Consider the following 12,996-nt stretch of genomic DNA (forward strand, 5'->3'; position numbering starts at 1 on the left):
GTCCAGGGCACCGCCCCGCCACCGGCCGGCGAGCCGCCCCGCCGGTACGACCCGTGGGCCACCCCCGGGCCCACGGCGACGCCGCCCCCACAGGCCGCCGCCGTGCCTCCGGGCGCGGCGGAGCCGGGCGCGCCGGGCCCGACCCGGCCGCGGTCCGTCCCGCTGGTGGCCGCCGCCGCCGTGATCGCGCTGCTCGCCGGCATCCTCGGCGGCGTCATCGGGGTCCTGCTGGAGCGCGAGGGCGCCTTCAGCGAGGTGCGGCTGCCGCAGGCCGCGTCCGGCGACGACACGCCCCGGCCGGAGGGAAGCATCGCGGGCATCGCGGACGCCGTGCTGCCCGGCGTGGTCACCCTGCACGTCTCGGGCGGCGGCGCGGCCGGCACCGGCACCGGCTTCGTCCTGGACGACGACGGCCACATCCTCACCAACGCGCACGTGGTGCGCCCGGCGGGGGAGACCGGGGTCATAGAGGTCACCTTCAGCAGCGGCGACCGGGCGCGGGCCGAGGTCGTCGGCCAGGACAGCGGCTACGACCTGGCCGTGGTGAAGGTCTCCGGCGTCTCGGGGCTCAGCCCGCTCCCGCTGGGAAACTCCGACGCGGTGCGGGTCGGTGACCCGGTGGTGGCGATCGGCGCCCCGTTCGACCTGGAGGGCACCGTCACCTCGGGCATCATCAGCGCCACCGAGCGCCCGATCACCGCGGGCGGCGAGGAGGCCGACGGCTCCGACATCAGCTATGTCAACGCCCTCCAGACCGACGCCCCGATCAACCCGGGCAACTCGGGCGGACCGCTGGTCGACCTGGGCGGCCGGGTCATCGGCGTCAACAGCGCGATCCGCACCGCCGACAGCGGCGGCTTCGAGGCCGGCCAGTCCGGCAGCGTCGGCCTGGGCTTCGCCATTCCCGTCAACCAGGCGAAAGACGTCGCCGAGCAGCTCATCAATCACGGCCGCGCCACCCACCCGGTCATCGGCGTCACCCTCGACACCGGCTATCCCGGCGAGGGCGCCCGCGTCGGCAGCTCGACCGGCGACCCGGCCGTCGTGCCGGGCGGGCCGGCGGACCGGGCGGGCATCGAGGAGGGCGACGTGATCACCGAGGTCGACGGCGACCCGGTGCGCGGCAGCGACGAGCTGATCGTCAAGATCCGCAGCCACCGGCCCGGCGACGAGCTGTCCCTGACCGTCGAGCGCGGCGGCGAGGAGCGGTCGCTGACCGTGGTGCTCGGGGAGTCGACCGGTGAGTGACGGCCGCTGTTCACCGCGCCGTGGCCGCGGCCGTCTCCCATCGGCCGCCCCCGGCGGGTACCGTGGCCATCTACCGTATGCGTAAGGGAGCTGTCAGGTGTTCTTCGATATAGGGTCCCTGGAGTTCATCGCGCTGGTCGTCCTCGCCATCCTCGTCTTCGGCCCCGAGAAGCTGCCGAAGATGATCCAGGACGCCGCCGGGTTCCTGCGCAAGGTCCGTGAGTTCTCCGACAGCGCCAAGCGCGACATCCGCAACGAGCTGGGCCCGGAGTTCAAGGACTTCGACTTCGAGGACCTCAACCCCAGGACGTTCGCGCGCAAGCACCTGCTGGACAACGACGACCTCGGCCTGAAGGAGCTGACCAGCAGCCTCGACATGCGCAAGGAGCTGTCCGAGGTCACCGACGCGATCAACGGACGCCCGTCCGGCCTGCCCGCTTCCGGTCCGCGGCCCGCCACCGGCCGGGTCGACCTCGGCAAGGCCGGGGACGGCGGCGCCGCACGCTCCGCGCCGCCCGACGAGCCGCCGCCGTTCGACGCCGACGCCACCTGAGTGGAAACACGCTCTTCTGGGGTCATATGACCATGAACGGTCTCCGGCCTGCCCGACACCCCCGATGGGGATGGCTATCCTCGCTATGTCCGGGGTGAGCCCAGGACACGGGCAATGAGGAGGCGTCGCGTTACATGGAGACGACGAGTCGGGCAGAGCCGCAGGACGCGACAGGCGGCCCAGGCGCGTCCGGGGGACAGGGGGACCAGGCCACGCCGCAGGGGGTGCCCGGGGCGCGCCGCGCGGTGGAGGGCTATCTGATGGCCGGATTCCCGTGGTACGGCCTCGACGAGGCGTTCACGGGTCCGCGCTGGCTGATGCAGGTCGGGATGGCGGCCGACGGCGCCGTCGAGTACGGATCCACCGGCCACGGGGACGAGCCGTCGCTGCGCGGTGAACTCGGCCAGGAGGAGCAGCGGTTCACCGTCGTGGTGACCGTCGCCAGCCGCCCGGTGCGGCGCAGCCCGGACGGCATGGGCGTGCTGGAGGCCACCTCGGTCTCCTCGGCCGCCTGGCTGGCCGGGTCCGGACTGCTGTCGTGCACCTGGCCGCCCCAGATGGAGCGCTCCCTGCGGCAGGACTGGCTCGAACAGCAGACCGCCATCGCCTGGGAGCTCGCCGACGACCTGCACGGCGGCGGCTGGTCGGCCCTCTCCCTGCCGGTCGACGGCGTGCCGACCGACTTCCACTACCGCGAGTCCGAGTACGGCTGGGTGCTGGCCGGCGCCGCCCAGCACGACGTCCACATCGGCGCCTACGGGCGCGGCATGAGCGCCTACGGCCTGGGCTTCGCCGTGGTCACCGACATCGAGAGCTACGCCTAGCCGCCAGGCGACCGCGTCCGCGCGGGTGGGCGGTGTTCCGCTGCCCACCCACCACGACGGACGCTCCCGGACCCCTCGTCAGCCGGCCCCCTCGTCAGGCTGTTGTCCTCAGAACTTGTTGCGCGGCGTGATGCCCAGCGACAGCCCCGCGAGGCCTCGCGTCCGCCCGCCGAGCGAGGACGCGATCTTCCGCAGCGCCGCCCCGGCCGGGGAACCGGGGTCGGAGAGCACCACCGGCTTCCCCTCGTCACCGCCCTCGCGCAGCCGCACGTCGATCGGGATGGAGCCCAGCACGGGCACCTCCGTGCCCGTCGTCCGCGTCAGCCCCTCGGCCACCCGCTGCCCGCCGCCGGTGCCGAAGACGTCGACCATCTCCCCGCAGTGCGGGCAGGGCAGCCCCGCCATGTTCTCCACGACGCCGACGATCTTCTGGTGCGTCTGCACCGCGATGGAACCGGCCCGCTCCGCGACCTCGGCCGCCGCCTGCTGCGGCGTGGTCACCACCAGGATCTCCGCGCCCGGCACGAGCTGGGCGACCGAGATGGCGATGTCGCCGGTGCCCGGCGGCAGGTCGAGCAGGAGCACGTCCAGATCGCCCCAGTAGACGTCCGCGAGGAACTGCTGGAGCGCCCGGTGCAGCATCGGGCCGCGCCACACGACAGGGGCGTTGCCCGGCGTGAACATCCCGATGGAGATCACCTTCACGCCCTGCGCGGTGGGCGGCATGATCATGTTCTCCACCTGGGTGGGCCGCGCGTCGGTGCCGAGCATGCGCGGCACCGAGTGGCCGTAGATGTCCGCGTCCACGACGCCGACCTTCAGCCCGTCGGCGGCCATCGCCGCGGCCAGGTTGACCGTCACCGACGACTTGCCGACGCCGCCCTTGCCGGACGCCACCGCGTAGACACGGGTGAGCGAGCCCGGCTTGGCGAACGGCACCTCGCGCTCGGCCTGCCCGCCGCGCAGCGCGACGGCCAGCTCCTTGCGCTGCTCGTCGCTCATCACGTCCAGCTCGACCCGCGCGTCCGTCACGCCGGGGACGGCGCGCACCGCCTGGGTCACCTCGGCGGTGATGGACTCCCGCATCGGACAGCCCTGGATCGTCAGGTACACGCCCACGGTGACCGTTCCGTCCGCGGCGATGTCCACCGATTTGACCATGCCGAGGTCGGTGATGGGGCGGTGGATCTCGGGGTCGTTCACCCGCTTCAGCGCGGCGCGCACGGCTTCCTCGGTGGGGACCGTGCCGGTCGCGCCCGAGGCTGGGGGAGTGTCGGTAGCCATGCCCCCGATGGTACGGCTCGGTAGCAACTGAAGGGGACCGGCCCTTGGAGCGGTCGCCGCGGGTGCGGGTACGCTGCGGGGCGAGCAGCCGCGCACCGCCGAGGAGAGCAGCCGACGTGACACCACCCGCCTCCGCATCGCTCCTCAGGTGGCGCAGGATTCCGGCGGCCGTGGCGTGTGCGGGAGCCCTCGCCCTGACCCTGGGCGCCTGCGCCTCCGACGACCCGGACGAGGGCACCAACGGCATAGGCGACCTGCCCGCCGCCGAGATCGAGGAACGGGCCCGGCAGGCCGCCGTGGACGCCTCCGCGGTCCGGCTGTCCGGCACGGTGATCAGCGAGGGCCAGTCCTACCGGCTCGACGTCCGGCTGAGCGAGGAGGGCGCCGTCGGCGAGGTCTCCGCCGAGGGCACCACCTTCGAGCTGCTGCGGGTCGGCGAGGAGCTGTACATGAAGGCCGACGAGGCGTTCTGGGAGAGCGAGGGCATCCCGGAGGAGCTGGAGACCGACCCGGCCGAGAAGCTCGACGGCAAGTACGTCCGCGTCGCGCCCGAGGACCCGGCGTACGAGCAGCTCAGTGGCTTCACCGACAAGGAGACGCTGCTGGACGGGCTGCTCACGCTGGACGGCGAGCGGGAGACGGGCGAGCGCGGCGAGGTCGGGGGCGTCCGGACCATCCGCGTCGAGGCCGACGGCGGCGTGGGCGGGGCGATGGAGGTCTCCCTGGACGGCGTCCCCTACCCGATGCGGCTGGAACGCGGCGGCGCGGCGGGCGAGCTGACGATGGACGACTGGGGCGAGGAGTTCTCGCTGCACGCCCCGAACGAGGACGACATCGTCGACTACGGCGACGCCATGATCGAGCCGCGCGACTAGCGCGGCCCGGCTCAGCGCGCCGGGCGCTCCCGGCGGGGGCGGCGGCGGACCGGGAGGCCGGAGGGAACCGGGATCCGGGTGCTGGCGGGCGTCGGCAGCGGCGCGGCGGCGGTGGCGGCGGTGGGCATGCTGTCCGGCCGCTGGAGCGGGTCACCGGCCGGTTCCAGGCGCAGCACGCGGCACTCGGCGGCCCAGCGGGCGGCCAGTTCCTCCGGGGTCTCGGGCGCGTTGAGCCGCTTGCCCCGCAGCTCGTCCACGGCCCCCTGCCACGGCTCGCCACCGGGCGCGGGCTCGGCCACCCGGGCGGGCCAGACGACGAGCCGGCCGCCCTTGTCCTTGCTCCGGCAGCTCACGGTCGCCGTCCCGCCGTCGACCAGCCCGAGCCCGTCGAACGGCTGCTCCCCGGGCCCCCCGACGAGGCAGACGGCACCGTCGTGCCACACGTGCCACAACGCCCGCACCGGCCCCTCGGGGCCGCGCACCCACACCAGGGAGGACTTCTTCGCGGACTCCTCGATGAGAGCCAGATCGAACGCGGTCGTCACCATGGCCCGAGCATAGGCCCTGCGTCCGGCCGGACCGTGTACGCGCGGGAGGAGGAGGCGATGCTCGCGGCATCGAGAACCCCGGCCCGGGACCGTGCGGGGACCCGAGGCGCGAGGCCGGGCGACGGCATCCCGCCCTCTCCCGGGCACCCGGCGGGTCGGGTGCTACGCGGGCGGGCCAGGCCAGGGCCGCCCTGCGGGTCCTGACCCGGGAGCGCGTCGGTACGGCGATGCCGTCGTTCGGCGGGTGGTCGTGAGCCTGTCCCGGTGGCCGGTTCGTGCGGGGCGGTGGTGGTGTGCCGTGGCGCGGGCGTCCTGGTGGTACCGGGCGGGCCTGTCTCTGGTGCGGCGATGCCGGGGGCGGCGTTCCGATGTCACTCGGGTGCCCCGTGCCGGTGGGTGCGGGCCAGGGCCGCCCTGCGGGTCCTGACCCGGGAGCGCGTCGGTACGGCGATGTCGTGTTCTGCGGGTGGTCGGGTGGTGGTGGTTCGCCGTAGACGGGCGTCTCGTGTTCAGGTGGCTGCCCGGTCGTCCCGGGCCGGTGGCCGGTCCGTGCCTCGGCGGGTCGGCGTGTGACGCGGCCAGGGCCAGGGCCCGCCCCGCGGCCCCTGACACGGAAGCGTGTGCGGCACGGCGGTGGGGCCGGGACGTGGCGTCTTCGGCGGGTGAGCGTCGTGTTACGCGGACAGGCCGAGGGCCGCCATGCGCTTGGTGTGGGCTTCCGTGATGCGGGAGAACATCCGGCCGATCTCGGCCAGGTCGAAGCCGTCCGCCACGCCGCCGACCAGCATCGTGGACAGGGCGTCGCGGTCGGCCACCACGCGCTGGGCCTGGGAGAGGGCCTCGCCCATCAGGCGGCGGGCCCACAGGGCCAGGCGGCCTCCGACGCGGGGGTCCGCCTCGATCGCGGAGCGGACCTTCTCCACGGCGAACGACGCGTGCCCTGTGTCGTCCAGCACACTCAGCACCAGCGACCGGGTGTCCGAGTCGAGCCGGGAGGCCACCTCGCGGTAGAAGTCGGCGGCGATGGCGTCCCCGACGTACGCCTTGACCAGGCCCTCCAGCCAGTCCGAGGGCGCGGTCAGCCGGTGGAACTCGTCCAGCGCCATGGCGAACGGCTCCATCGCCGTCGTCGGGTCCTCCTCGATGCGGCGCAGCCGCTCCGTGAGCTGCTCGAAGTGGTGGAACTCGGCCGTCGCCATCCGGGCCAGCGCCGCCTTGTCGGCCAGGCTCGGGGCCAGCTTGGCGTCGTCCGCGAGGCGTTCGAAGGCGGCCAGCTCGCCGTAGGCCAGCGCGCCCAGCAGATCGACCACGGCCGCCCGGTACCGCGGATCGGTGGACGCCTCCGCCCAGTCCGTCGCGGCGACCCCGGTGTCGGGAACGGGTGCGGTCTCGGGCGTCTGCGGCGTCTCCATGCCTGTGCACAATAGTCCGGTGCCGGGCCGGCGCCGACCGCGGCCGGATCGTTCCCCGACGCGGCCTGCCACATGTGCGTGGTTCGGGGTACAGTGCTATAGAGGCCCACTTGTATGTGGTGGGCCCATCCCCATGCTGGAGTTCCCGGGACCGGTAACGCACGGAGCCCAGGACCCCCGCGGATGCCCGGTCGGTGGCCCGATCGGCTCCGACCTGACCAGCCCTCCGCGCGGTGCGGTGGGGGAGCCCCGGACGGTGTCCGAGGCCCCCGCACAGGCCCCGCATGAGGGACCCGCTCGCGCGGTGCAAGCGCTTGAGCGAGACGACCGGGTCCCGCGCCGGACGGCCGGCCCCCTCCCGGGGGCCGCCGGTACCAGGCGCGGTAAGGACGACCCGCCTCGCCGCCGTGTGCCGCGTCACACAGAAGAGGCAACCACCCTGTCCGCTACCACCACCACATTCCGAGATCTCGGGATTCTGGCCGAGACCGCCGAGGCCCTTGAGGCCGTCGGCATCACCACGCCCTTCCCCATCCAGGAAATGACGCTCCCCGTCGCGCTCGCGGGCTGCGACGTCATCGGTCAGGCCAAGACCGGCACCGGCAAGACGCTCGGCTTCGGGCTGCCGCTGCTGGAGTCCGTCACGGTCCCGGCGGACGTCGAGGCCGGGCGCGCCCGGCCCGAGCAGCTCACCGACGCGCCCCAGGCTCTCGTGGTCGTCCCCACCCGCGAGCTGTGCCAGCAGGTCACCAACGACCTCCTGACCGCGGGCAAGGTCCGCAACGTCCGGGTCCTGTCCATCTACGGCGGGCGCGCGTACGAGCCGCAGGTCGAGGCGCTGACCAGGGGCGTCGACGTCGTCGTCGGCACGCCCGGCCGGCTGCTGGACCTGGCGGGGCAGCGCAAGCTGGTCCTGTCCGAGGTGCGCTGCCTGGTCCTGGACGAGGCCGACGAGATGCTGGACCTGGGCTTCCTGCCCGACGTGGAGAAGATCATCGAGATGCTGCCCGCCACGCGGCAGACGATGCTGTTCTCCGCGACGATGCCGGGGCAGGTCATCGGCCTGGCCCGCCGCTACATGAACCAGCCGACCCACATCAGCGCCACCGAGCCCGACGACGAGGGCGCGACTGTGGCGAACATCACGCAGCACGTCTTCCGGGCCCACTCGCTGGACAAGCCGGAGATGGTGGCGCGCATGCTCCAGGCCGAGGGCCGGGGGCTCGTCATGATCTTCTGCCGCACCAAGCGCACCGCGGCCGACGTCGCCGAGCAGCTCGGACGCCGGGGCTTCGCCGCCGCCGCCGTGCACGGCGACCTCGGGCAGGGGGCGCGCGAGCAGGCGCTGCGGGCGTTCCGCAACGGCAAGGTCGACGTGCTCGTCTGCACCGACGTCGCGGCGCGCGGCATCGACGTGGACGGCGTCACGCACGTGATCAACTACCAGACGCCGGAAGACGAGAAGACCTACCTGCACCGCATCGGCCGCACCGGCCGGGCCGGGGCCACCGGCATCGCGGTGACGCTGGTCGACTGGGACGACATCCCGCGCTGGCAGCTGATCAACAAGGCGCTCGGCCTGGCGTTCCCCGACCCGCCCGAGACGTACTCCACGTCGGCGCACCTCTTCGAGGCGCTGCGCATTCCCGAGGGCACCCGGGGCACGCTGCCGCGCGCCGAGCGGACCCGCGCGGGGCTGGACGCCGAAGAGGTCGAGGACCTCGGCGGACCCGCCGGGCGGCGGCGCGGGGGCGGGCGGGAGAGCCGTCCGCAGCCGCAGCCGCAGCGGCAGGCGCGCGCCCCGCGCCAGCGCCGCCGTACCCGCGGCGGAACGGCGCTCGACGGCGGTCCCGACACGCCGGGAGCCGCGGAGGGCGCCCCCCGGGTGTCCGCCGCCGTGGCACCGGTCGCGGCCGAGGGCACGGCCCCCGCCGTGTCCGAGGAACACGCCAGCACGCCGCGCACCCCGCGCCGCCGTCGCCGCCGCACCCGCGGCGGCCAGGCGTCGGGCGCCACGGGCACGGGCCCCGGCGCGGAGGGCTGAGCGGGCACGCGACAACGGCGGCCCGTGTCCGCGGAGACGGGCACGCCGTTCCGGTGCGGCGCGAGCCCGCCGGGGCGAAGGCGGCCGGGACGATCCGGCCGCTCGTGCGCACGGCCCGGTCCGCGACCGGGCCGGATCCGCCGGAGTGCGCCTCGGTTACTGTCGGAGGGTGAGCAGACCCCCCTTCTGTGTGCCGCCCGCCGGAGCGCGGGCCTACCGGCTCGCCACCAGGCGTGGGGAGTTCGCCGTGCTCGACGCCGCCCCCGGGGGCGAGCCGGCCGGAACGGCGCTGCTGGTGCCCGGATACACCGGCAGCAAGGAGGACTTCATCGGGCTGCTCGCGCCGCTGGCCCAGTCCGGGTACCGGGCGGTCGCGGTGGACGGCCGCGGGCAGTACGAGTCCCTGTGCACGGACGGACGCGCCGCGTTCGGGCTCGGCGCGCTGGCGGAGGACGTGCTCGCGCAGGCCGACGCGCTGGCCGGCGGGCCGGTGCACCTGGTCGGGCACTCGCTGGGCGGCCTCATCTCGCGCGGCGCGGTGCTGCGGGCGGCCGCGGCCGGGCGGTCGCCGTTCGCCTCGCTGACCCTGATCGGCTCCGGCCCCGGGCGGGTCGCGCGCTGGCCGCGCTGGAAGGTGCGGGCGCTGACGGCCGGTCTGCCGGTGCTCGGGCCGCGCGTGGTGTGGCGGGTGTGGCACGGCCGCCCGGAGCCCGGCGAGATCGGGGAGTTCCTGTTCCGCCGCTGGCTGGCCAACGCCCCGGCCCAGCTCCGCGCGACGGGCCGCACCCTGCGGTACGAGCCGGACCGCGTGGAACGGCTGGCCGCCACGGGCGTGCCCGTCCACGTGCTCTCCGGCGAACGGGACGGCGCGTGGCCCGTGCCGCTGCTGGACCGGATGGCCCGCCGGCTCGACGCCCGCCGCACGGTGATCAAGGACGCGGAACACTCCCCCAACGCCGAACAGCCGGCGGCGACGGCCGCCGCGCTCATCGACTTCTGGATCGACCTCGGCCGCGCCGCGGGCAGCGGCCCGCCGGGTGCCGCCCGGCGCGGCGTCAGCCGGTGACCGGGCGGCCGGCCTTGGCGCGGGCGACGATCTCCTCGTAGACCTCGGGGGCCGTGGTGTTCTCGCCCAGCAGGCACGTCTTGCGGGTGCCGTGGTAGTCGCTGGAGCCCGTCGTCAGCAGGCCGAGATCGCGGGCCAGCGCGCGGAGGCGGTCGCGGGTGGGCGTGTCGTGGTCCATGTGGTCGACCTCCACGCCGTCCAGGCCCGCCGCCACCAGCTCACCGATCGCCTCCTCCGACACCACCCGGCCGCGCCGGGAGGCCAGCGGGTGGGCGAAGACGGCGACGCCGCCCGCGTTGCGGATGAGGCGGACGGCCGCGCGGGCGTCCAGCTCGTGCTTCTCCACGTGCGCCCGGCCGCCGTCGGCGATCCACTCGCTGGTGAACGCGGCCGACACGTCGGGGATCACCCCGGTCTCCACCATCGCCGCCGCGATGTGCGGGCGGCCCACCGCGCCCTGGGCCAGCTCGCGGACCCGCTCCCAGGTGACCGGCACGCCCAGCTCCCGCAGCTTGGCCACGATGGCCTTCGCCCGCGGCACCCGGTCGTCGCGCAGCAGGTCCCGCTCGCGAGCCAGCTCCGGCTCGTCGGGGTCGAAGAGATAGCCGAGCATGTGCAGGCTGATGCCGTCCAGGCGGCAGGAGATCTCCGCGCCGGTGACCAGCGTCAGGCCGGGAGGCAGCGCGGCCGTGGCCTCGCGCCAGCCGGCGACCGTGTCGTGGTCGGTCAGGGCCACCACGTCGAGCCCGGCCGCGGCGGCGCCGCGCACCAGCTCGGCGGGCGTGTCCGTGCCGTCCGAGGCCGTCGAATGAGTGTGCAGATCGATGCGCACCCGGCCAGGGTATCCCGCCCGGTTCAGGAGATGATCCGCGGGGACAGGGCACCGCACGGCACGAGGTCCATCTCCGAGCCCGCGTCGCGCAGGTCGGCCAGGACGATCTCGTCGTACATCAGCAGTCCCGACTGCTGCGGCCACACCACCGCCCACAGCCACAGCCCCATCGCCTCGCCCGCGAACACCGCCCGGTCCTCGGGGGTGTCCGCGGCCAGCCACAGCGGCGTGGGGCGCCCGCCCGCCAGCACCTTGACGGGCGGCGGCTCCGACATGTCCAGGTACGGGGCGGGATCCGGCCCGGCCACTCCCGCGTAGCGGGCGCCGAGGCCGACGCCCAGCTCCTCGGCGATCAGCAGCAGCTCACCCGGGCCGCCCAGCGGTCCGGGACCGGAGCACGCCACCGCCGTGGCCCGGCCCCCGGCGCGGTCGTCCCCGGCACAGGCCACGCCCGTGAACAGCCAGCCGACCGGGAGCGGCCAGGGCATCCACACCGGGACCCGGGTACGGTTCACCACCACCGTCAGCGCGTTGACACTGGGCGGGATGATCGGCTGCAGCGGGTGGATGGCGCCGTGCGCCGAACACTGCCAGGAGTCGGCGAAGAGACCGGGTGCTCTCACCCGCCCACCGCATTTCGGGCAACTGGGTTCGCCCCTCATGGGTTACAACAGTCCCCCCGCTCCGGCCGTCCGTCAAGCCGATCACCCGTCGAGGGACACTCCGGCGCGGCGCGGGTCGCGCAGATCGGTCCCGCGCGCCAGCCAGCGCTCCTCCAGGGCGGCGGCGCCGTGCACCCGCTTCCACGCGGCCTCGTTCGGCGTCATCGGCAGCAGCGGCAGGAAACGGACCGGGTCGTACGGCTCGGGCAGCTCCAGGTCCGGCACCAGCCCGCCCGGCTCGCCCACCAGCACCGAGGTGAACGGCGCGCCCGGCCACAGCGGCCCGCCCAGCTCCAGCGAGCCGCCGGGCGCCACCACCACCCCCTCGACCTGGGGCGACGCCGCGAACACGGCCAGCGGGCGGAGCACCTCGTCCGTCGCCGCGCGCCCGGCGCGCAGCGACAGCACCAGCTCGGCGCGCGGGCCGCGGACCGGATCGGCCAGGACGGCGGTGGGGTCGGTCATGGGCGCGGCGGACATGCCGAGCGTCGCGTACCGCACCAGGCCCCGGTCCGGGTCGGTGAACCGCAGCACCTGGATCCGGTCGGTGCCGACGAACGTGACCGCGGCGCGGGCGTCGGGCTCGCCGAGGGCGGCGCGCAGCCGCTCCTCCGTGCGGGAGAGCAGGTCGGTCGTGTCGGTCATGACGTCCGTTCACCTCGGATGACGAGAGCGAGGCCGAGCAGGATGACGGCGAGCGCCGGCCAGGCGACGGCCGGCGGCACCTGGCCGAGCCACAGGGCGGCGACCAGGGCGGCGCCCGGCGTCTCCAGCAGCAGCGCGGTGGAGGTGACCGACGGGCCGAGGCCGTGGACCACCCGGTTGATCAGGGAGTGGCCGAGCAGCTGCGCGACCACGGTGAGCGCGGCCAGCTTCAGCCAGGTCCCGCCGCTGTAGCCGCCGCCCGGCGGCACGCCCAGCGACACGCCCGCCACCAGGCAGACGCCGAGCAGCGGCACGGCGGCCGTGGCGTAGCAGAGGAACGTATAGGCCGTCGTGCCGACCGTGCGCCTGACCTCGGCGCCGATCAGCACGTATCCGGCCGCCGCGATGCCGCCGCCCAGCGCCAGCGCGTCCCCGGCCAGGGCACCGGCGGAGAGGGACAGATCGACGCCGGTCAGCAGCAGCACCCCGGCGAAGGCGACCGACGTGCCGAGCCACACCGTGACCGGCGGCCGGTGGCCGGACAGCCGGAGCAGCAGTGTGGTCCAGACGGGGGTCGTGGTGACCAGCGCGACGGAGGAGGCGACCGAGGTGAGCCGGAGGCTGGGCAGCCACAGCCCGAAGTGCGCCGCCAGCGCGGCGCCCGCGGCCAGGGACAGCGCCAGCTCCCGGCGCCCGGTGGCGGCCAGCTCGGCCCGGAGCCGCCCGCGCAGCGCCACCACGGGCGCGAGCCCGGCGACGGCCAGGGCGTTGCGCCAGAACGCGACGGCCAGCGGGGGAGCGGCGGTGGCCGCCACCAGCGGGCCGGAGAGCGAGATGCCGGCGATCGCCACCGCGAGCAGCGGGGCGTCGAGCCGCGTGCCCGGGGCTCGCGCGGCGACCTCCGGCGCCGGGGGGCCGGTCGTGCGGCGGTTGCCGGTGGTGGGCACGGCTCCTCCTCCCCGAGCGTCGCGTGCCGCGGAAAAACGGGACGGGGGGGGGGGGC

General features: G+C 75.1%; 12 protein-coding genes and 1 pseudogene. 6 read left to right on the forward strand and 7 right to left on the reverse strand.

Going from position 1 to position 12,996, the window contains the following annotated elements:
* From ACSNOC_RS24455 to ACSNOC_RS24465, 3 genes are all read left to right on the forward strand, one after another.
* On the forward strand, window positions 1–1,248 hold a 1,248-nt coding region (locus ACSNOC_RS24455), incomplete at its 5' end, for a S1C family serine protease (RefSeq protein WP_436749728.1).
* A gap of 97 nt (window positions 1,249–1,345) precedes the next feature.
* The gene (locus tag ACSNOC_RS24460) at window positions 1,346–1,801 is read left to right on the forward strand and encodes a sec-independent translocase (protein ID WP_436749729.1); all 456 of its coding nucleotides are present in this window, start codon (window positions 1,346–1,348) and stop codon (window positions 1,799–1,801) included.
* A 134-nt stretch (window positions 1,802–1,935) separates the two neighbouring features.
* The gene (locus tag ACSNOC_RS24465) at window positions 1,936–2,625 is read left to right on the forward strand and encodes a hypothetical protein (protein WP_436749730.1); all 690 of its coding nucleotides are present in this window, start codon (window positions 1,936–1,938) and stop codon (window positions 2,623–2,625) included.
* A gap of 108 nt (window positions 2,626–2,733) precedes the next feature.
* Here the strand turns inward: ACSNOC_RS24465 and ACSNOC_RS24470 are convergent, their stop codons facing one another.
* Window positions 2,734–3,909: an Mrp/NBP35 family ATP-binding protein gene (locus ACSNOC_RS24470; protein WP_436749731.1), complete on the reverse strand. Its 1,176-nt coding sequence runs from the start codon at window positions 3,907–3,909 to the stop codon at window positions 2,734–2,736.
* Window positions 3,910–4,025: 116 nt separating this feature from the next.
* On the opposite strand from ACSNOC_RS24470, the gene ACSNOC_RS24475 reads away from it, so the two are divergent.
* Window positions 4,026–4,784: a hypothetical protein gene (locus tag ACSNOC_RS24475; protein ID WP_436749732.1), complete on the forward strand. Its 759-nt coding sequence runs from the start codon at window positions 4,026–4,028 to the stop codon at window positions 4,782–4,784.
* 11 nt (window positions 4,785–4,795) lie between these two features.
* On the opposite strand, the gene ACSNOC_RS24480 is transcribed toward ACSNOC_RS24475, so the two are convergent.
* Both ACSNOC_RS24480 and ACSNOC_RS24485 read right to left on the reverse strand, forming a co-directional pair.
* Window positions 4,796–5,332, reverse strand: a complete 537-nt coding sequence (locus ACSNOC_RS24480; RefSeq protein WP_436749733.1) for a hypothetical protein — start codon at window positions 5,330–5,332, stop codon at window positions 4,796–4,798.
* A gap of 674 nt (window positions 5,333–6,006) precedes the next feature.
* Window positions 6,007–6,744, reverse strand: a complete 738-nt coding sequence (locus ACSNOC_RS24485; RefSeq protein ID WP_436749734.1) for a ferritin-like fold-containing protein — start codon at window positions 6,742–6,744, stop codon at window positions 6,007–6,009.
* Between the two features lie 393 nt (window positions 6,745–7,137).
* On the opposite strand from ACSNOC_RS24485, the pseudogene ACSNOC_RS24490 reads away from it, so the two are divergent.
* Both ACSNOC_RS24490 and ACSNOC_RS24495 read left to right on the forward strand, forming a co-directional pair.
* Window positions 7,138–8,788: pseudogene (locus ACSNOC_RS24490) on the forward strand (DEAD/DEAH box helicase); the annotation flags it as partial.
* Window positions 8,789–8,957: 169 nt separating this feature from the next.
* On the forward strand, window positions 8,958–9,854 hold the full coding sequence (locus tag ACSNOC_RS24495; protein ID WP_436749735.1) for an alpha/beta fold hydrolase: 897 nt from the start codon (window positions 8,958–8,960) through the stop codon (window positions 9,852–9,854).
* On the opposite strand, the gene ACSNOC_RS24500 is transcribed toward ACSNOC_RS24495, so the two are convergent.
* The 4 genes from ACSNOC_RS24500 to ACSNOC_RS24515 are packed head-to-tail and all read right to left on the reverse strand — an operon-like array spanning window position 9,844 to window position 12,940.
* Entirely contained in the window at window positions 9,844–10,686 is an 843-nt protein-coding gene (locus ACSNOC_RS24500) for a PHP domain-containing protein (protein WP_436749736.1), read from the reverse strand. The two genes, ACSNOC_RS24495 and ACSNOC_RS24500, sit on opposite strands and share 11 nt — an antisense overlap.
* Window positions 10,687–10,709: 23 nt before the next feature.
* On the reverse strand, window positions 10,710–11,348 hold the full coding sequence (locus ACSNOC_RS24505) for a DUF6758 family protein (protein WP_436749737.1): 639 nt from the start codon (window positions 11,346–11,348) through the stop codon (window positions 10,710–10,712).
* A 42-nt stretch (window positions 11,349–11,390) separates the two neighbouring features.
* The gene (locus ACSNOC_RS24510) at window positions 11,391–11,993 is read right to left on the reverse strand and encodes a suppressor of fused domain protein (RefSeq protein ID WP_436749738.1); all 603 of its coding nucleotides are present in this window, start codon (window positions 11,991–11,993) and stop codon (window positions 11,391–11,393) included.
* Window positions 11,990–12,940 carry a DMT family transporter gene (locus ACSNOC_RS24515; protein WP_436749739.1) on the reverse strand — a complete coding sequence of 317 codons (951 nt, stop codon included), beginning with the start codon at window positions 12,938–12,940 and terminating at the stop codon, window positions 11,990–11,992. The genes ACSNOC_RS24510 and ACSNOC_RS24515 overlap by 4 nt, the downstream gene beginning before the upstream one ends.
* Between the last annotated feature and the right edge of the window lie 56 nt (window positions 12,941–12,996).

The sequence above is a fragment of the Streptomyces sp. URMC 129 genome (assembly GCF_051386415.1).
GTDB lineage: Bacteria > Actinomycetota > Actinomycetes > Streptomycetales > Streptomycetaceae > Streptomyces.